This window comes from Variovorax dokdonensis (assembly GCF_030316895.1).
Lineage (GTDB): Bacteria > Pseudomonadota > Gammaproteobacteria > Burkholderiales > Burkholderiaceae_C > Variovorax > Variovorax dokdonensis.
The window spans coordinates 673,338-691,568 of sequence record NZ_JASZYV010000003.1 but is presented as its reverse complement, the minus strand read 5'-3'; the positions used below and the strand labels follow the sequence as shown (position 1 = coordinate 691,568).

The 18,231-nt window shown below is 66.7% G+C and carries 17 protein-coding genes; 12 read left to right on the top strand and 5 right to left on the bottom strand.

Annotated elements, in window-relative coordinates; all coding sequences use genetic code 11:
* The first annotated feature begins 198 nt into the window (after positions 1–198).
* From QTH91_RS16905 to QTH91_RS16875, 7 genes are all read left to right on the top strand, one after another.
* Positions 199–1,110, top strand: a complete 912-nt coding sequence (locus QTH91_RS16905; RefSeq protein ID WP_286661260.1) for a LysR family transcriptional regulator — start codon at positions 199–201, stop codon at positions 1,108–1,110.
* 41 nt (positions 1,111–1,151) lie between these two features.
* Positions 1,152–2,069, top strand: coding sequence for a LysR family transcriptional regulator (locus QTH91_RS16900; RefSeq protein ID WP_286661259.1), 918 nt, complete (start codon positions 1,152–1,154; stop codon positions 2,067–2,069).
* 153 nt (positions 2,070–2,222) lie between these two features.
* Entirely contained in the window at positions 2,223–3,212 is a 990-nt protein-coding gene (locus tag QTH91_RS16895) for an isopenicillin N synthase family dioxygenase (RefSeq protein ID WP_286661258.1), read from the top strand.
* Positions 3,205–4,002, top strand: a complete 798-nt coding sequence (locus QTH91_RS16890) for an alpha/beta fold hydrolase (protein ID WP_286661257.1) — start codon at positions 3,205–3,207, stop codon at positions 4,000–4,002. Before QTH91_RS16895 ends, QTH91_RS16890 begins: the two co-directional genes overlap by 8 nt.
* 44 nt (positions 4,003–4,046) lie before the next feature.
* Positions 4,047–5,045, top strand: coding sequence for an ABC transporter substrate-binding protein (locus QTH91_RS16885; RefSeq protein ID WP_286661256.1), 999 nt, complete (start codon positions 4,047–4,049; stop codon positions 5,043–5,045).
* Between the two features lie 7 nt (positions 5,046–5,052).
* A complete protein-coding gene (locus tag QTH91_RS16880) occupies positions 5,053–5,880 on the top strand; it encodes an ABC transporter ATP-binding protein (RefSeq protein ID WP_286661255.1) in 828 nt (275 codons plus the stop codon).
* Complete coding sequence (locus QTH91_RS16875) at positions 5,877–6,650, top strand: ABC transporter permease (RefSeq protein ID WP_286661254.1); 774 nt, start codon at positions 5,877–5,879, stop codon at positions 6,648–6,650. Before QTH91_RS16880 ends, QTH91_RS16875 begins: the two co-directional genes overlap by 4 nt.
* A gap of 12 nt (positions 6,651–6,662) precedes the next feature.
* Here QTH91_RS16875 and QTH91_RS16870 read toward each other — a convergent pair whose 3' ends face one another.
* Both QTH91_RS16870 and QTH91_RS16865 read right to left on the bottom strand, forming a co-directional pair.
* On the bottom strand, positions 6,663–7,841 hold the full coding sequence (locus tag QTH91_RS16870; protein ID WP_286661253.1) for a mandelate racemase/muconate lactonizing enzyme family protein: 1,179 nt from the start codon (positions 7,839–7,841) through the stop codon (positions 6,663–6,665).
* Positions 7,838–8,572, bottom strand: a complete 735-nt coding sequence (locus QTH91_RS16865; protein ID WP_286661252.1) for a GntR family transcriptional regulator — start codon at positions 8,570–8,572, stop codon at positions 7,838–7,840. Before QTH91_RS16865 ends, QTH91_RS16870 begins: the two co-directional genes overlap by 4 nt.
* Before the next feature lie 101 nt (positions 8,573–8,673).
* On the opposite strand from QTH91_RS16865, the gene QTH91_RS16860 reads away from it, so the two are divergent.
* The 5 genes from QTH91_RS16860 (at position 8,674) to QTH91_RS16840 (ending at position 13,961) form a co-directional block, all read left to right on the top strand.
* On the top strand, positions 8,674–9,441 hold the full coding sequence (locus QTH91_RS16860; protein WP_286661251.1) for an ABC transporter permease: 768 nt from the start codon (positions 8,674–8,676) through the stop codon (positions 9,439–9,441).
* 11 nt (positions 9,442–9,452) lie between these two features.
* Positions 9,453–10,286: an ABC transporter ATP-binding protein gene (locus tag QTH91_RS16855; protein ID WP_390367444.1), complete on the top strand. Its 834-nt coding sequence runs from the start codon at positions 9,453–9,455 to the stop codon at positions 10,284–10,286.
* A 66-nt stretch (positions 10,287–10,352) separates the two neighbouring features.
* Positions 10,353–11,363 carry an ABC transporter substrate-binding protein gene (locus QTH91_RS16850; RefSeq protein WP_286661249.1) on the top strand — a complete coding sequence of 337 codons (1,011 nt, stop codon included), beginning with the start codon at positions 10,353–10,355 and terminating at the stop codon, positions 11,361–11,363.
* A 49-nt stretch (positions 11,364–11,412) separates the two neighbouring features.
* Positions 11,413–13,038 (top strand): GMC family oxidoreductase, encoded by a 1,626-nt coding sequence (locus QTH91_RS16845; RefSeq protein WP_286661248.1) that lies wholly within the window; start codon positions 11,413–11,415, stop codon positions 13,036–13,038.
* Between the two features lie 77 nt (positions 13,039–13,115).
* Positions 13,116–13,961: a hypothetical protein gene (locus QTH91_RS16840; RefSeq protein WP_286661247.1), complete on the top strand. Its 846-nt coding sequence runs from the start codon at positions 13,116–13,118 to the stop codon at positions 13,959–13,961.
* 44 nt (positions 13,962–14,005) lie between these two features.
* Here QTH91_RS16840 and QTH91_RS16835 read toward each other — a convergent pair whose 3' ends face one another.
* The 3 genes from QTH91_RS16835 to QTH91_RS16825 form a co-directional block, all read right to left on the bottom strand.
* Positions 14,006–14,461, bottom strand: a complete 456-nt coding sequence (locus tag QTH91_RS16835; protein WP_286661246.1) for a RidA family protein — start codon at positions 14,459–14,461, stop codon at positions 14,006–14,008.
* 69 nt (positions 14,462–14,530) lie between these two features.
* Positions 14,531–15,460, bottom strand: a complete 930-nt coding sequence (locus tag QTH91_RS16830) for a transglutaminase family protein (protein ID WP_286661245.1) — start codon at positions 15,458–15,460, stop codon at positions 14,531–14,533.
* A 10-nt stretch (positions 15,461–15,470) separates the two neighbouring features.
* A complete protein-coding gene (locus QTH91_RS16825) occupies positions 15,471–18,182 on the bottom strand; it encodes a circularly permuted type 2 ATP-grasp protein (RefSeq protein ID WP_301334645.1) in 2,712 nt (903 codons plus the stop codon).
* Positions 18,183–18,231 lie beyond the last annotated feature (49 nt).

Genomic DNA, 18,231 nt, shown 5'->3' with positions numbered 1-18,231 from the left:
GTCGTCAGCGGGAACTGCGCCAGGTCGGCCGCCGCTGCGTCTGATCGTTGGTGCTTCATGGTGGTGACCTTCAAGATGGGCAATGGATCGCGAGTACTGTTGAGCGAAATGTAGGCCCGGGTGGGCGATTCGAATAGCGCATAATTCGAACAGAGGTGCTTCGAAAAAGTCAGCACCCCCCGTTTGAGCGGCCTGCCCATGCACATTCATTCCCGATCGGTCGTCTACTTCGACATGATTCGCAGGGTCGGCTCGATCAGAGGAGCGGCCAAGCACCTGCATGTCACTGCCTCGGCGATCAACCGCCAGTTGCTTCAACTCGAGCAGGAAGTGGGAACTCCGCTTTTCGAACGCTTGCCGAGCGGCTTGCAACTGACATCGGCCGGTGAATCGTTTGCCCGCCATGTCATCACCGTGTTGCAGGATTCCCATCGTCTCGCCAACGACCTGGATGCACTGCGTGGAATACGTCGAGGCAGCGTGCACCTGATGACGGCCGAGGGGCTCATGCCGAACATGGTTTCCACCCTTGTCGGGCGGATGCTGGCAAAGTACCCCATGGTCGACATCACCGTAGGCGCGGGTGACGCTGAACGCATGGCCTCGGCAGTGGCCAATGGCGAGGCGGATGTCGCCATCGGTTTTGCGCTGAGACGACGAACCGATCTGCGTCAGGTCGGCGTCGGCCGATACGCATTCGGCGCCGTGGTGTCGCCGGATCATGCCTTGGCGAACCAAGCCCAAGTGACTTTGGCCGACTGCGCCAAATACCCACTCATCCTGGCGAACGAGCAATTGTCGACGTATGCGGTCCTGGAGCCTATCTTGAGAAACTTCAAGCGGCCCTACAAGGTGGCGCTGCGCACCGGATCTATCGAATTGATGAAGGTGCTTGCGGCAACTGGCGCTGGTGTTGCGTTTCAAACTCGCATCGGGATGGATGCGGATCTGGCCCAGAAGAAGTTGGTGTTCCTGCCTCTGCGGGCGCCAGGCAAGCTCTATTCCGAGGTGGGTATATACGTGCGGGCCGGGCGATCACTGCCACCGGCAGTCGACGCATTCCTGCGCTTTGCCGACGAGGAGTTGGAAAGGCAAAGTTCCCTGGAATAGCGCGCCTCAGGGTCTTGCAGCCAAACAGCATCCATACGCACATGCACATTCACGCTCGCTCCCTCCAGTATTTCGAGATGATCCGCCGCTGTGGTTCGATCCGCGAGGCGGCCCGCCAACTGCACGTCGCGTCTTCGGCGGTCAACCGGCAACTGCTTCAACTGGAGTCGGAAGTGGGTTCGCCGCTGTTCGAGCGGATGACCACAGGCCTGCGCCTGACGGCGGCGGGGGAGGTGTTCTCGAGGCACGTCATCACCGTGCTGCAGGACGAGCGCCGCATGGCCAGCGAACTCGACATGCTGCGCGGTATCCGGCGAGGGTCGATCAGCATCGCGGCTGTCGAAGGGCTCAACGCCGACCTGCTGCCGGCCTGCCTGGAACGGATGATGACGCGCTATCCGATGATCCGCATCCACGTCGCCTCCACCGGCTCGGAGCAGACCGGCCGAGCGGTGGAAAGCGGCGATGCCGACATTGCGATCGGCTTTTCGCTGGAGCGGCGCGAAGGGCTTCGTCAGTGCGCAGTAGGGCGCTTCGGCCTGGGCGCGGTCGTGCGCGCCGATCATGCTCTGGCCGCCGAGAAGCAGGTGACCTTTGCAGAATGCGCGCGCTATCCGCTGATCCTGGCCAGTGCACAGTTGTCGATCCATGCCGTCATGAAGCCGCTGCTGTCGCACCACAAGCGTGCGTTGACCGTGCTTCTTGAAACCGCATCGATCGAATTGGCCAAGCGAATGGTGGGGCGCGGCGTGGGGATCGCCTTTCAGACTCGGCTCGGGCTGGAGCCCGATATTGCATCGGGACAACTGGTGCACGTACCGCTCAAGGCGCAGGTACGGCTGGCGACCGAACTCGGTGTCTACGTGCGGGCTGGCCGCACCTTGCCGCCAGCCGTCGACGCCTTCATCCGCATCCTGGCCGAAGAAATCGAGCGCCGCGAGACCGAAGAGCCGGCCTGATTTTCCTGTCGGTGCTGCCGGCGCACTTGCGCCCAGTCGCCGCGCTTTGGAGTAGGTGATGCCGTTTCGGCATCACCCCGAGCAAAAGTCTGCGCTATCGCAATCACGAGGCCTTCCATAGACTGGCCCACATTGCAACGCCAAGAGCCAGACATGAACGCCCTCCATCGACCCGAACCCGCGTCTCCCGCCGCCACGAAAGGCCTCCCGGTGATTGATGTCGGGCCTCTGCGCGGCGGCGACGCGGCGCAAAAAGCCGAGGTGGCTGCGCAGTTGCGCAGCGCATGCGAGAACCGCGGCTTCTTCTACATCCGCAATCACGGCGTCTCGAAGGAGCTGATCAGCCGCGTCTTCGATGCTTCTGAAGGCTTCTTCGACCTGCCGCCCGAGACGAAGCTGGCGCTGGACAAGTCGTTCTCGCCGTGCAACCGTGGCTACGAGCCGTTGCGTGCGCAAACCCTGGAGGCGGGAGCGCCGCCCGATCTGAAGGAGAGCTTCTACATCGGCGAGGAGATCGGCGCCGATGACCCGCGCGTGCTGGCCGGCCGTTTCAACACCGGCCCCAACCAATGGCCGAGCGGACTGCCAGCCTTCCGGGAGACGATGGACGCGTACTTCGCGCAGGCCCATGAACTGGGTGTGCTCATCGTGCGCGCTCTGGCCGCCTCGCTCGACCTTCCTGCCAGCCACTTCGACGACTACCTGACGGACGCTGCCTCCACCTTGCGGCTGCTGCACTACCCGCCGCAGCCACCGAACCCGTCTCCTGGCGAAAAAGGCTGTGGCGCCCATACGGATTTCGGTGGCGTGACCCTGCTGCTGCAGGACCAGTCTGGCGGCCTGCAAGTGCGCGACGCCCTCGACGAGAGCTGGATCGACGCGCCTCCCGTGGCCGACACGTTCGTGGTCAACATCGGCGACCTGTTCGAGCGCTGGACGAACGGACGCTACCACTCGACGCTGCACCGGGTCATCAACAGCTCCGGCCGCGAGCGACTCTCGGTGGCCTTCTTCTTCACCGGCAACCCGACGCACCTTGTCGAGTGCCTGCCGGGCTGCGCGGCCCCTGGTGAAGCGCCCCGGTATGCGGCTGTGACGGTGGAAGAACACCTGCGCGAGTGCTATCGGAGGACGTATGCCTGAAGTGCGCAACGCTCGGCACATGGTGCTGGTTCACGGCGCGTGGCAGGGCAGCTGGTCGTTCGCCACTTGGCGGCCGTTCCTGGAAGCGGCCGGCTGGACGGTTCATGCGGTGGACCTGCCTGGCAACGGCTGGGGCGAACAAGGCGCCGCGCCCGCCAGCCTGGACACCTACACGGCGCACGTGGCCGACATCATCTCCGCGATCGACGCGCCCGTCGTGCTCGTCGGGCACAGCGGTGGTGGCGTCACCATCTCGCAGGTGGCGGAGCGCATGCCCGATCGCGTCGCAGCGCTGGTCTACCTGGCCGGGATGATGCTGCCCAGCGCAATGAGCTATGGCGAACTGCTGGGCCAGGTAGCGCTCGAACACCCCGGCGTGGATCTGCGCGGCGTCGGGTCCTGGCTCGACTGGGACGAGGGACGCACCGCCAGCACGGTGCGCGAAGAGGGCGCGCTGCTTTGCTTCGTGCAGGACTGCGAAATCGACGCGGCGCGCAAAGTAGCGACGTTGCTGCGCGCGCAGCCCGAAAGCGGGCGCGCCATGCGCAACACGCTCAGTGCCGAGCACTTCGGCCGCGTGCCTCGCATCTATGTCGAATGCAGCCATGACCAGTCAGTGCTGCTGCCGATCCAGCAGCACATGCAGAAGTTGAGCCCGGGCGCGGTGCGCGTGGTGCTCGATTGCGGCCACGTGCCGCAGCTTGCGCAGCCCGAGCGGCTGACGGCGCTGCTGCTCCCACACCTTGAACCGCTGGTCAATGCGGCGCGCGGCGAGCCGGCCAGCATCTGATTTCTGCTTTCGTTCCCTCCGAGTTTCCTCATCTTTCCATACCCATGAACACACGTATCAAACCCCTCGTTGCCTCGCTTCTTTTTGCGGGCTGCTCTGTCCTCGGTTTGGCCGCCCACGCGGCTGACGTCGTCAAGGTGCAGCTCGACTGGCTGCCCGGTGGCGACAAGAGCTTTGTCTATGCCGGCGTGAAGGAAGGCTTCTTCGCCGCCGAAGGGCTGGACGTGAAGATCTCGCTGGGCCGTGGCTCATCGGATGCCATCACCAAGGTGGGCACCGGTGTCGCCGACGTCGGCTTCGGCGGCATCTCGGCGCTGATGATGGCGGCCGCCGAGAACGGCGTGCCGGTCAAGGCGGTGATGTCGCTCTACTCGAAGCAGCCTGACGCCATCTTCACCACCAAGGGCAGCGGCATCGAATCGCTCAAGGACCTCGAAGGCAAGACCGTTGCCACCTCGACCTTCTCTTCGTCCAACCAGTTGTGGCCGGTCGTGCTGCAGAAGAACAACATCGACGCGTCGAAGATCAAGCTGCTGAAGGTCGACCCCGCCACGCTCGCGCCGATGCTGGCCCAAGGCAAGGTCGACGCCACGATCAACTGGGTCACGGTGGCGCCGGGCGTGCAGCCGGTGCTCAAGCAAGCGGGCAAGGACCTGAGCGTGCTGCCGTGGAGCGCCTACGGCCTGGACGGCTATGGCTGGTCGGTGATGGCGAGCGACAAGACCATCAAGGAGCGCCCGGAAGTGCTCAAGCGCTACCTGCGTGCGCTCAAGAAGTCGCTCGATTTCGCGATTGCCAATCCGGACAAATCGGCTGCCGCACTCAAGGCCATGGTGCCCGAGGCGGACGAGGCCGTGGCGGCCGCGGAGTTCCGCGCCTCGCTCCCATTGCTGCAGAACGAAGTCTCCAAGAAGGACGGCATGGGCACGTTCGAGCCCAAGCTGCTGGCCACCACTTGGGGCTGGGTCGCCAAGTCGATGAACTACGCGCCGGACAAGGTCAACCCGGAAACGCTGGTCGACCGCAACTTCCTGCCCAAGTAAGCCACCGATGAGCGCAGTGACCGCCTTGCCCACCCCCGTAGCCGCATCGGGCACGGCGATCTCGCCGCCCGTGATCGATTTCCAGTCCGTCGGTCAGACCTTCGTCTCAAGCGACGGCAGTCGCGTCGAAGCGTTGCAGGGCGTGAACCTCAGCTTGCGCCGGCACGAGTTCGTGTCGGTCATCGGCCCCTCGGGTTGTGGCAAGTCCACGTTGCTGCGGTTGGCTGCGGGGCTGCTCATGCCGAGCAGCGGCACGGTGTCGATCTTCGGCGTGCCGGTGACCGCGCCGCGCGACGAGATCGGCTTTGCCTTCCAGCGGCCCACCTTGCTGCCGTGGCTGGACGTGATCGACAACATCACGTTCCCCATGCGCCACAAGTACGGCCGTGTCGAACAGCGCGACGTCAAGCGCGCCAACGAGTTGCTGGAGACCATCGGTCTGCGCGACTTCGCGCGCAAGCGGCCTAACGAACTGTCTGGCGGCATGCAGCAGCGCGTGGCCATTGCGCGTGCCTTGCTGCACGACCCGGACATCCTGCTGATGGACGAGCCCTTTTCGGCGCTCGATGCGCTCACGCGCGACGAGATGAGTTTCGAGCTGTTGCGCATCTGGGCCGAGCGGCCCAAGACGGTGGTGTTCGTCACGCACTCCATCCAGGAGGCTCTGCTGCTGTCCGACCGCATCGTCGTGATGAGCGCGCGCCCGGGCCGCGTGTCCGAGATCATCGACGTGCCGCTGGCGCGCCCGCGCAACCTGGCGACTTTGTCGGACCCGGTTTTCACCCAATTGGCCAACGAGATTCGCGTGAAGGTCTTCACGCGCAAGCCCGAATGAATGCACTCAAGAGTTTCGCCAACCGGCACGCGTCGCTGCTGTCCTTCATTGCCGTGCTGGTGCTGTGGGAGGTTGCCTGCCGAGCCATTCCGTTGCCGGTGTTCGTGCTGCCGTCCCCCAGCGCCATCGTGACTTCGGCGATGGAAGTGGGTGGCGCGCGCTGGCTGGAGCACCTGCTCGCCACGCTGCAGGTGGCAGTGTCCGGCTACCTGGTCGCGATCGCCATTGCCCTGCCGCTGGCGATCGGGCTGACCAACTCCGCGCTGCTGTCGCGGACCGTCATGCCCTGGCTGGTGGTGGTGCAGTCCACGCCCATCGTGGCGATTGCACCGATCATCGTCGTGACCCTGGGCGCCGGCAACCTGCCGCGCATCGTCATCACCACGCTCATCTCATTCTTTCCGCTCGTGATCTCCACTGCCACAGGGCTGGCCTCGGTGCCGCCGGAGATGATCGAACTGTCGCGCTCGCTGCGCGCTCCGCGCACCCGCGAGTACACGCAGATCAGGCTACCTTTTGCCATTCCCTACATTTTCTCGGCGCTGAAGGTGGCGATCACGCTGGCGGTCATCGGCGCCGTGGTGGCCGAATTCGTCGCCGCCGAATTGGGGCTGGGCTACATGATCCTTTTTGCAACTTCGTCGTTCAAGGTGCCCGTGGCATTTGCGTCGCTGGCCATCCTGGTCTGCTGCAGCCTGGCGCTGTATTCGCTGATCGTGTGGCTGCAGCGCCGTCTGTTTCCATGGAGCCTGGGCAGCAGCGCGAGCTAACTCAGCGCAACTTCAAGCAGCCTGCCCCGCCACTGACTGCCCCACGCCCAACACATCCTCCGGCGCCCCGATCCCAGGCACCTCATCCAGAGCGACCCAACCCGCATCGATGCGCGACAGGGCCGGGCTCAGCGCGCTGCGCAGCGGGTTGTCGTTCGAATCGATCTCAAGCAGCCCATCGCCGCCCACCGCAGCCAGCAGGTGCGCGGAGGCCAGCAGGCCCAGTCCGCCGCCCAGGTAGTGAGGGCAATAGCGCAGCCCCGCGGCGCGGGCCCGGTGGACCACGCCCCAGCAGGCCGAGATGCCGCCCCACTTGGCCACATCCGGCTGAAGGATGCTGAACACGCGCGCATGCACGGCGGCGTCGAAGGCGTCCTCGCCCGCCAGGTTCTCGCCGCCGGCCAGCGGCATCGGCGCGCGGGCCTTCAGTGACTGCCACTCGGCCCAGGGGGTGTCGGCGCGCAAAGGCTCTTCCAGCCACGCCAGGCGCAGCGGCGCAAGGCGCGGCGTCATGGCGATGGCGTCGTTCAGCGTCCATGCCTGGTTGGCATCGGCCATCAGCAGCGTGGCGTCACCCAACTCGGCGCGCAGCGCCTGCAGGTTGGCGGTGTCGCGTTCGGCGCCAAAGCCCACCTTGAGCTTGAAGGCGCGATGGCCGGCTTGGCGCATCTGCTGCGCTCTCTCGACCGCGCCATCGGGGTTGATGCCGCTGGCGTACACGGGAATGCGGGCGGGCTCGGTGCCGGCGGTGTTGCAGCTCAGGTAGCGCCACAAGGGCTGGCCGGCGCGACGTGCGGCCAGGTCCCACAGGGCGAGGTCGATGCCCGAGATGGCTTGCGCCATCGGACCGGGTTCGCCGGATTGAATGGCGAGCACGGCGGTCTGCGCCGTCAGCGCCTCCCAGGCGGCTTGCGGTCCGTCGAAGCTGCGGCCCTGCAGCAGCGGCGCCATCACGGTGTGCACCAGTCGTGCACGGTGTTCTGCCCCGCATGCCGGAAAGTTGCACCACACCTCGCCCCAGCCGGTGGCGCCTTCGTCGTCGGTGATCTTGACGAACACGGCGGGCCGGTCGGTCATGGTGCCGAACGATGTTCGCACCGGCACCTGGATCGGATAGCGGAACACATGCGCCTCGACGCTGGCAATGCGCAAGCGGTCGCGGGGGAGGGCGGGCGTGGCGTGGGTGGTCATGGCAGCAGGTTCATCTCCACATGCACCGCATCGCCGCGGTAGGTGACTTCGCCCAGGTAGACGACGCAGTCCTTGTCGTCGCGGAACACGCGGCGCACTTCGGCCACGGGCGAGTTGACGGGCACGCCGAGCAGGCGAGCCACTTCGATGTCGGCCGTTCCGATGGTCAGCACCTGGTGCGCCTTGGTGATACGCAGGCTTTTCTGGGCGACCAGGATGGGTATGACCGGCTCGTCCCGAAAGCGCTTGGGCGATCGGCGGAACACCTGTTCGGCCAGGTGGATGTTGATGACGCAATACGGCTCGCCCTGGCGCGAATGCACGCGGCGCATGAACACGTAGCGGCTGGCCGCATGGCCTTCGCCGGGTCTCAGCGCGGGCGCGTTGGTCGACTCGTCGATGTTGACGATCTGCGGCTCGGTGTCGGCATACATGCGCGCTAACGATTCGAGCGAAGTCTGCACGCTCAGCCAGCGCTCGCTGGCCTGGCCGGTGACGAAGGTGCCGCGACCCTGTTGCGGCGACAGCAGTCCGTCGCGCGCCAGCAGGTCGACTGCCTGGCGCACCGTGACGCGCGCCACGCCGAATTCCTGCCCGAGCTCGTCGAGCGAAGGAAGGCGATGCCCCTGCGGCCAGATGCCGCGCGAAACGCGCTGGCGCATCAATTCGGCCAGCTGCAGATAGCGGGGAATCGGGCTGTCGGAGAAGCGGGGGGAATCCGCACTTGCCATCTTCGGTGTTCTAAAGGTATGGTCTATAGTACGTTTAAACCAATATAGCAGAAGGGGCCGGCCGCGCGCCACCTCTTTTCGATAGAGAGACAAGCAAGCCCATGCCTTCCAGCTCGGCCGCGCGCCGCGTGGTTCTGATCCTCCTGCCCTGGCTGCTCATGCTGGCGATCTGGTATGCCCTTCGCTACAGCGGCCTGGTCAATCCCGCGCTGGTGCCGGCCCCGCACGAGGTGGCACAGCGCTTCGTTTCCCTGATGGGCGACCGCCTGCCGATGGACATCTTCATGTCCACCCAGCGCGTGTTCATCGGCGTGGCGCTGGGCACGCTGGTGGCCGTGCCGGTGGGCTTCTGCCTGGGCTGGTATCGGGGCGTGCGGGTGTTCATCGACCCGGTCATCAACTTCTTTCGCGCGCTGCCGCCGATCGCGCTCATTCCGCTGGTGATCGTCTACTTCGGCATCGGCGAGATCGCCAAGACGGTGATCCTGTTCTATGCATCTTTCTTCGCCGGCGTGATCGTCATGTACGAAGGCATTGCGCAGATCAGCCCGATCTATGTTCGCGTGGCCCGCACGCTGGGCGCGAGCGACCTGGAAATCTTCGGCCGCGTGATCGTGCCGCTGACGGTGCCGCACATCCTCACGGCGGTGCGCGTGGCGCTCGGTGTGGCCTGGGCCACGCTGGTGGCGTCGGAGTTGATCGCGGCGCAGCAGGGTCTTGGCGCGCTCATCCAGAACGCATCGGCCTTCTTCCAGCTCGACATCATCTATGTCGGGATCATCTGCATCGGCTTCATCGCGCTGTCGATGGACCTGCTGCTGCGCGCCGCCACGCGGCGCATGGTGGCCTGGCAAGACAGGCTCGCATGAACACCGCCACCATGGATAACCCTTCGACCCATGCCACCACCGGCACGCCACGCGTGCGCTTCGAGGATGTGGTGGTCGAGTTCCCCACCGCCCAGGGGCCGATGCGCGTGCTCGACGGGCTTTCGCTCGACATCCACCAGGGCGAGTTCGTGTCGATCATCGGCCCGTCGGGCTGCGGCAAGACCACGCTGATGAACATGCTGGCCGGCTTCGTGCAGCCCACCCAGGGGCGGGTGCTGCTCGACGGCAAGCCCGTCACCGAGCCGGGGCCGGACCGCGGCGTGATCTTTCAGGAATACGGCGTGTTCCCGTGGCTGACCGTGCGGCAGAACATCGCCTTCGGCCTGCGCCTTTCAGCCAACAAGACACCCAAGTCGGGGCATGCCGGCATCGTCGATCGCTACATGCGGCTGATGGGGCTGGCGGACTTTGCCGACCACCATCCCAAGCATCTTTCCGGCGGCATGCGCCAGCGCCTGGCCCTTGCGCGGGCCTATGCCGTGCGACCCGAGTTCCTGCTGATGGACGAGCCCTTCGGCGCGCTCGATGCGCAGACGCGCAGCGCCATGCAAGACCTGCTGCTCGACGTGCTGCAGGCCGAAGGCAAGACGGTCATGCTCATCACCCATTCGGTGGACGAGGCGATCTACCTCTCGTCCCGCATCGTCGTGGTCACCGCCCGGCCGGCGCGCATCCGCACCGTGATCGACGTGCCTTTCGGTTATCCGCGCGGCGAATCGGTGCACGAAGACCCGCGCTTTGCCGCGCTGCGAGCGCAGATCCGCGAACTCGTGATGCAGGAGTACGCGGCCCAGTCACGGCAGCAGGTGCGCCTGTCGGATTGATCGTGTGGGCGCTCGGCCCTCGCGGCCTGGGCATGGTTTCGGGTTTCTTGCTTCAAAGGAGTAGACATGACGATTCAACGCAGAAGCTTCATCACCGGCGGCGCCGCACTGGCCGCCACCGCCGCATCCAGCCTGTCGCTGCCAGCCTGGGCGCAGGCGCGCACCAAGGTCAACGTGGGCTATCTGCACACGCCCGCGGTCGACGGCCAGATCTGGCTCGGCCAGGAGATGGGCACCTTTGCCAAGCAGGGGCTCGATCTGCAACTGCGCCAGTTCACCACCGGGCTGGAGATCTTCCAGGCGATGGTCGGTGGAAGCCTGGACGTGCTGGCCACCGGCGCGGTGCTGTCGAACTTTCCCGCGCGCGGGCAGGGCAAGGTCTTCCTGATCAACAACATCGAGTACGCGACCGCCCAACTGTGGGTGCGCGAGGACTCGGGCATCAAAACGCTGGCGGACCTCAAGGGCAAGCAGATCTCGACCACCACCGGCACGACGGCGCACGTGTTCCTCGATCGCGCACTGCGCTCGGCCAAGCTCGATCCGGCCAAGGACGTGAACATCGTCAACCAGCGGATGTCGGAGGCGGTCACGTCTTTCATCTCGGGCGCGGTGCCGGCTGTGGCCTTGTGGTCGCCCTTCGACACCACGGTGCGGCAGAAGGTGCCCGGCGCCAAGAAGCTCATCGATGCGTCGGCCTTCTTCCCGCAGGCGGCCATCGTGGGCGGCTGGGCCGCGCGCAACGACTTCTACGAGAAGAACAAGCCGGTGCTTCAAAAGCTCATCGCCGGCTGGCTGCCGGCCAACGAGCGGATGATCAACGACCCGGACGGCGCCGCCACCGCACTGCAGAAGTCGCAGTACAAGGAAGTGCCGCTGGACCAGTTCAAGGAACAGTTCAAGGCAAGCAAGTACTACTCGTCGGCCGAGTGGCGCGCCAAGTATGCCGACGGCACGGTGACCGGCTGGCTTCAGCAGGTGACCGACTTCTTCGTGAGCAATGCGAACATCCAGAACGCGCTGACGGCCAAGCAGTATTTCGATCCGTCGCTGTTCACCGGCCTGGTGAAGGCTTGATGCGCATGCCGGCGTTGGCGCCCAGCGGGCGAGCAAAAGGGCGCGCATCGTGATTGCTTCGCAAGGCGCCGGCTTCGACTACATCATCGTCGGGGCCGGCTCGGCCGGCTGCGTGCTGGCCAATCGCTTGAGCGCCGATCCGCGTCGCCGCGTGTTGCTGCTGGAAGCGGGGCGCGACAGCCGCCACTTCTGGTTGCGGCTGCCGGTCGGCTACTTTCGCTCGATCTACGACACGCGCTTTTCCTGGCAGTTCGAGACCGAGCCGCAGCCCGAGACGGCCGACCGTCGCATCGTCTGGCCACGCGGCAAGGTGGTGGGGGGCTCCAGCGCCATCAACGGCCTGATCTACATCCGTGGGCAGCGCGCCGATTTCGACGATTGGGCGCGTGCCGCTGGCTCCACCGATGGCGGCGGGTGGGGCTATCGCGACCTGCTGCCCTTGTTCAAGAAGTCCGAGCGCTACGACGGCGGCGAGACGGCCTTCCACGGCGGTTCGGGCGAACTGCGCGTGTCCGACCTTCGCAACGATCATCCCTACTGCGCGGCGTGGCTGCAGGCCGGCGCGGAGGCGGGCTATCCGACCAGCGACGACTTCAACGGCGAGCATGACGAAGGCCTGGGCGCCTACCAGCTCACGCTGGGCGGACGCTGGCGCTGCGACGCGGCCACGGCCTTTCTCGCGCCGGTGCGGCATCGCCCCAACCTGCAGGTGACCTGCGGCGTGCGCGTGACGCGCGTGTTGATCGAACAAGGCCGCGCGGTCGGCGTCGAATGGTTGGACGAAGGCGGCCAGCTCCAGAGCGCGCGCGCCGACGCCGAAGTCGTCCTTGCCGCGGGCGCGTTGCAGAGCCCGCAACTGCTGCAGCTTTCGGGCATCGGGCCCGCGGCCGCCTTGCAGGCGCATGGCATCCGCGTTCATGCCGATGCGCCCGAGGTGGGCCAGAACCTTCAAGACCACTACCAGGCGCGCGTCATCGTCAAGCTGCGCGAGCGCATGTCGCTCAACGACCAGGTGCGCAGCCCGTTGGGCCTTGCCAGGATGGGCGCGCAGTGGCTCTTCCAGCAGCGCGGTCCGCTCACGGTCGGCGCAGGGCAGGTCGGGGGCATGGTCCGAACGCACGTGGCCAAGGACGAGCGCGCCGACGTGCTGTTCAACGTGATGCCGTTGTCGGTCGACAAGCCGGGCGATGCGCTGCACGGCTTCTCCGGCTTTTCCGCATCGGCCGCGCAATGTCGGCCCGAGTCGCGCGGCAGCGTGTCGCTGGCCAGTGCCGATCCACTGGCCCCGCCGCGCATCGTCACCAACTACCTGACCGCGCCGCACGACGTGAAGGTGCTGGTCGAAGGCCTGAAGATCCTGCGCCAGATTTATGCCCAACCCGCTTTCCGCGATCTGGTCACCGGCGTGGAATACATGCCGGGCAACGCCGTGGCCACCGAGGTCGACCTCGAAGCATTTGCGCGCGCGCGCGGCGGCACGGTGTTCCATCCCGTAGGCACGTGCCGCATGGGCGGGGATGCGCTTTCGGTGGTCGACCCCGCGCTGCGCGTTCGCGGCGTGGAGCGGCTGCGGGTGATCGACGCAGCCGTCATGCCGACGATGACTTCGGCCAACACCAACGCCGCCGCGATCGTCATCGGCGAGAAGGGGGCCGAGCTGTTGCTTTCGCCTTGAATGCCAGGCGGGCAGACAGCGGCTTCGCGCACGGGTGAACTATGCTGGCGGCCTTGTCGCCTGGAGGAGTGCTCACAGTGCCATTCAGTATCTCTCGCATGTCGATGTCACCCGGCCGGTGGGCCGCCCCGGCCTTGCTGGCAGCCCTGGCGCCTTGCGCGGCCCAGGCCCAGTCCTCGATGCAGGACACCGGCGCCTGGCGCTACGGCCTGTCGGTCTATGGCTACTTTCCAAGCGTGGGCGGAAGCACCAGCGCACCGACGTCGGCCGGCGGCCCTTCGCTGAATGTGGATGCCGGCAAGGTGATCGACGCGCTCAAGTTCGCCTTCATGACGAGCTTCGATGCCCACAACGGCCGATACGGGGTGTTCACCGACTTCATCTACCTCGACCTGGGCGGCAGCAAGGCCAACAGCCGCGACTTTTCAATCGGCGACACGCCGGTTTCGGGCAGCACCTCGGCCAATCTGAAATGGGATCTGAAGGGCATTCTCTGGACAGTGGCGGGCCAGTACCGCGTGCCGACCGACCCGAGCCTGCGCCTCGACCTGCTGGGCGGCGTGCGCGCGTTCTGGCTCAAGCCCAGCTTGGGTTGGAGCATCCAGGGCGATCTGCAAGGCATTGCGTCGGGCTCGCGAACCGGCCAGGTGCAAACCAGCGAGACGCTGTGGGACGGCATTGTCGGCGCCAAGGGGCGCTGGACGCCCGGTGGCAGCGGGCCCTGGAGCGTGCCCTTCTACTTGGACCTGGGCACCGGCGAATCCAAACTCACGTGGCAGGCCGCGCTCGGCGTGAGCTACGGCTTTTCGTGGGGCGAGATCACCGGCATGTGGCGCTACGTGTCGTACGACATGAAGTCCGGCGGCATGCTGCAAGACCTGAACTTCAACGGGCCGATGGTCGGCGCCACCTTGCGCTGGTAGCCATGCGCCGGGCTTGATGGGCCGGCGCATCGCATGCGTGCCGGTTACTCGACTTCGGCGATCAGTTCGATCTCGACGCAGGCGCCCATCGGCAATTGCGCCACGCCGAAGGCGCTGCGCGCATGCGCGCCCTTGTCGCCGAACACTTCGGCCATGAGTTGGCTGGCGCCATTGGTCACCAGGTGCTGCTCGGTGTAGGTCGGCGTGGAGTTGACCAGGCTCATCAGCTTGACGATGCGGCGCACCTTGTTCAGGTCGCCCACGGCCGCATGCAGCGTGCCCAGCAGGTCGATGCCGACGGCGCGCGCGGCTTGCTGGCCTTCTTCGGTGCCGATGCCGCCGCCCAGTTGGCCAGCCCAGACCTTGCCGTCCTTCTTCGCGATGTGACCCGACAGGAACACCAGGTTGCCGGTGCGCATGAAAGGCACGTAGGCGGCCGCAGGCACCGCCACCGGCGGCAGTTCGAAGCCGAGTTGCTTGATCTTGTCGTAGACGTTCATGGGTGTTCGCTCCTTGGGTGCAAAACGCCCATTTTGACTGGTTGCCGGACCGCGCCCTGGCGGCCCGGTTCAGGCCGCGTCGTCGGCTTCGACGGCGTCGTCCTCGGGCTCGTCCACCGGCTCCACCGTCACCGCGACGCCCAGCGTGTGGCGGGCGCCGCCGTGCAGTACGCCGCGCATCGGCGAGACGTCGGCAAAGTCGCGGCCCACGGCCAGCACCACATAGTCTTCGCCGGGCTGGCGGCCGTTGGTGGGATCGAAGTCGGTCCACATGCCCGGTGCGCCGTCGGCGCCCGGCAGGTACACCGAAGCCCACGCATGCGAGGCATCGGCGCCGATCAGCCGATCCTGTCCCGGAGGCGGCTGCGTGAGCATGTAGCCGCTGACATAGCGCGCCGGCAAGCCCAGCGTGCGCAGGCAGCCGATCATGATGTGGGCGAAGTCCTGGCACACGCCGCGGCGCTGCGCGAGCGCCTCGACCGCCGGCGTGTTGATCTGGGTGCTGTCGCCGTCGTAGATGAATTCGGCATACATGCGCCGAGTGAGGTCCATGGCCGCCTCGAACAGCGGGCGGCCGGGGACGAAACTGGGCCGTGCGTAGGCGGCGAAGTCGTCATGGCGCGGCACGTAGGTGGATGCGAAGACGAATTCCCATGCGGGATCGTAGGCGGCGTGCTTGCGGTAGGTGTAGCGGCGGCGCACGTCTTCCCAGGGCAGGAGTGAGGCGGAAGCTGGTGCGGGTGGCGCGCAGGTGCGCACCAGGCTGCTTGCCACCACCGAGAGCGCGTCGTGCGTCGAATCGAACGCGAAGAACGCGCGGGTGTTGCCGTAGACATCGACCGATTCGCTGCGCTGCGTGGGCTGCGGCGAGATCTCGAGCGAATGCGTGAGGAGGGTCTGATGCCGGTCGTCCAGCGGCTTGAGGTGCGCCATGTGCTGCGCCGTCTCGACGGCCGGCGAATACGCATAGCGGGTTTCGTGGGTGACGCGCAGGAGCATGGTGATCTCGTCAGGCGCCCACGGAACGCAGGGACTCGGCCGTCAGGGTGAAGTAGCGGGCACCGATCTCGTCGGACACCTGGTAGGTCGCGGTCTCGAGCGAATCGATCAGGGCCATCAGCGTGGGATGGTCGGGCGATTCCTCGGGCGCGCAAAGGCGAGCGAGCGACCATTCGGCCGGGTCCGGCAAGCGGTGCGACAACTCGGCCAGTTCGCCCGGCGCGCTGCCCGCCAGCCGCGCGATGCGGCCGCGCAGGGTGTGCGTGACCCAGGCCAGGGAACGCGGGTTGTCGCGGTCGAGCACGAGCAGGTCGACCAGCGGCGCCACGTCGCGCCGCTGCTGGTAGCGGGCATGGAAGGTGATGGTGCTGTCGAACAGGGCCAGGATGGCCTCGAAGCCCGGCAGTTCATGCACGGCGCCGTTGGCGATGCCCACCATCAGCGCGTCGGTCAGAAAGGCCAGGCGCTCGATGTGACGGCCGATGGACAGCAGGCGCCAGCCGTCGTCGCGCGTCATGCGGTCGGTCTGCGCGCCGGTCAGCGCGGCCAGCGCCTGCGTGGCGCGTTCGAGCGCGCCGAGGGCGGCATATGTGGCGTTTGGGCCGTTGCCTATGCCACCGACGAGCTCGGCGGCGGCTTCGGCGAAGTCGGCGTTGGTGCGCTCGATCTGGTTCCAATGGTCCACAGACAGGCGTTCTCGCACGGCGCTGGCTGCATCGCGGATGCAGCGCAACGAAAAGGAGACGCTGCCGCCGTCGGGGTTGCCCAGCTCGGCGATGAGGGTGCGCTCGAACACGCGGCGCGATCGCGGCAGCGTCTGGGCGTCGCGCGGCACCAGGCCGTTGTGACGCGCCAGTTGGTAGAGCCAGTCGAGCAGCGCCGGCGACGCCTGGTCTTCGCCCGGCAGCAGGTTGAGCGCCAGGCGGGCCAGGCGGACGGTGTTTTCGGCGCGCTCGGTGTAGCGGCCGAACCAGAAAAGGTTTTCGGCCGCCCGGCTGGTGACCGGCGCGCGGTTGCGGGTGAGTGCATGCATGCTGGCATGCGTGGCCAGCAAGGTGGTGCGGTCGATGACGTCATGGGTCTGCACCCAGGTGTCGGCGCTGCTGCCGCCGCGCTGCATCGAGGCGATCTTGGTGTCGGGTCCGGCGATGCGCGCCATGCCGCCGGGCAGCATGCGCCAGCTGCCCGGGCCGTCGCTGATGGCGAACACGCGCAGCACCACGGCGCGTGGCGCGATCTGGCCGCTGCGCGCGTCGCCGCCCGCCCAGGTCGGCATCTGCGACAGCGGCAGGTAGCCCTGCACCGTATGCGCTTCGCCGGCCAGGGCGATGCGCCCCGCCCACTCCTCGCGCGTGCGGCGATCCATCTGGCTGCCCAGCACGACCTGGAACTGCCCGTTCGAGTCCGGGTAGGTGGACTTGATGACGCTTTCGCTCAGTTGCGGCAGCACGGCTTCCATGGCCGCGTGCTCGCCACACCACCACGTCGGCAGCGAGGGCAGCTGCAGGCTCTCGCCCGTCAAGGCCTGTGCGATTCCGGGCAGGAAGCCCAGCAGCGCGGGCGACTCCAGGAAGCCCGAGCCCGGCATGTTCGCCACCAGCACGTTGCCGGCTCGGATGGCTTGCAGCAGGCCGGGCACGCCCAGCGTGGAGTCGGGGCGCAGTTCGAGCGGGTCGAGGAACTGATCGTCCAGGCGCTTGATGAGCCCATGCACCGGTCGCAGGCCTTCGAGCGTCTTGAGGAACAGGTGCGAGTCGCGCACGGTGAGGTCGCTGCCTTCGACCAGCGTGATGCCCAGGTAGCGCGCCAGGTAGGCGTGCTCGAAGTAGGTCTCGTTGTACGGGCCCGGTGTGAGCAGCGCGATGTGCGGTTGGGCCTCGGTGGGGCACATGCGCTGCAGGGCGTCCATCAGCGCGATGTAGGTGGAGGCCAGTCGCTGCACGTGCAGCGACTCGAAGGCCTGCGGGAACTGGCGCGAGACCGCGATGCGGTTTTCGAGCAGGTAGCCCAGGCCCGAGGGCGCCTGCGTGCGCTGCGAAAGCACGCGCCAGTTGCCGTGGGGGCCGCGGCCCAGGTCGAAGGCGGCGATGTGCAGCCAGGTGTCACCCGGCGGCCGCACGCCGTGCATGCCGCGCAGGTAGCTCGGGTGACCCTGTACGAGGGCACTGGGCAGCAAGCCCTTCGACAGCAGCGTCTGCGGGCCGTACACGTCGGCCAGGATGCGGTCGAGCAGCTTGACCCGCTGCAGCACGCCGGCTTCGATCGTGGCCCAGGTCTCGGGCGAGAGGATGAGCGGGAACAGGTCGAGCGACCAGGGGCGCTGCGGACCGTTCTGGTCGGCATAGACGTTGTAGGTGACGCCGTTGTCGCGGATCTGATGCGCCAGGCTGCGAGCCCTTTCGGACAGGCTGTCGAAGCCGTCGGTGCCGAGTTCTTCGAAGAATTGCGTCCAGGCGGGCGACAACGGGGCGGCTTCGGCCAGCCTGGAGGAGCCAGCCGCCGCGTCGTCGATGGTTGGTGGCGCGATGGCGGGTGCAGCGGCGTCGCGCAACGGAGCGCCGGCCGATGCGCCCGTGGCGCTGGCGGAGGTGCTGACGGCGTTGGATGGGGGGGGCGGTGGCGTGAAGCGGCCGCGCAGTTCGTCGAAATGGCCGGGCGCAGCCGGCGGCGCAAGGTTGGCGGCCAGGGCAGCCAGCGCCTGCGGCGAATTGACGTCGAACAAGGAGGGGTTTAGTGAATCCACAACCGGTCGATTTTCACATTCCCATCAA

Bases quoted from the DNA above. Each gene is read 5' to 3' on its own strand.
- QTH91_RS16875 (WP_286661254.1), top strand. From the start codon at position 5,877: ATGAATGCACTCAAGAGTTTCGCCAACCGGCACGCGTCGCTGCTGTCC.
- QTH91_RS16890 (WP_286661257.1), top strand. From the start codon at position 3,205: ATGCCTGAAGTGCGCAACGCTCGGCACATGGTGCTGGTTCACGGCGCG.
- QTH91_RS16860 (WP_286661251.1), top strand. From the start codon at position 8,674: ATGCCTTCCAGCTCGGCCGCGCGCCGCGTGGTTCTGATCCTCCTGCCC.
- QTH91_RS16830 (WP_286661245.1), bottom strand. From the start codon at position 15,460: ATGCTCCTGCGCGTCACCCACGAAACCCGCTATGCGTATTCGCCGGCC.
- QTH91_RS16895 (WP_286661258.1), top strand. From the start codon at position 2,223: ATGAACGCCCTCCATCGACCCGAACCCGCGTCTCCCGCCGCCACGAAA.
- QTH91_RS16835 (WP_286661246.1), bottom strand. From the start codon at position 14,461: ATGAACGTCTACGACAAGATCAAGCAACTCGGCTTCGAACTGCCGCCG.
- QTH91_RS16880 (WP_286661255.1), top strand. From the start codon at position 5,053: ATGAGCGCAGTGACCGCCTTGCCCACCCCCGTAGCCGCATCGGGCACG.
- QTH91_RS16905 (WP_286661260.1), top strand. From the start codon at position 199: ATGCACATTCATTCCCGATCGGTCGTCTACTTCGACATGATTCGCAGG.
- QTH91_RS16900 (WP_286661259.1), top strand. From the start codon at position 1,152: ATGCACATTCACGCTCGCTCCCTCCAGTATTTCGAGATGATCCGCCGC.
- QTH91_RS16865 (WP_286661252.1), bottom strand. From the start codon at position 8,572: ATGGCAAGTGCGGATTCCCCCCGCTTCTCCGACAGCCCGATTCCCCGC.
- QTH91_RS16870 (WP_286661253.1), bottom strand. From the start codon at position 7,841: ATGACCACCCACGCCACGCCCGCCCTCCCCCGCGACCGCTTGCGCATT.
- QTH91_RS16885 (WP_286661256.1), top strand. From the start codon at position 4,047: ATGAACACACGTATCAAACCCCTCGTTGCCTCGCTTCTTTTTGCGGGC.
- QTH91_RS16850 (WP_286661249.1), top strand. From the start codon at position 10,353: ATGACGATTCAACGCAGAAGCTTCATCACCGGCGGCGCCGCACTGGCC.
- QTH91_RS16855 (WP_390367444.1), top strand. From the start codon at position 9,453: ATGGATAACCCTTCGACCCATGCCACCACCGGCACGCCACGCGTGCGC.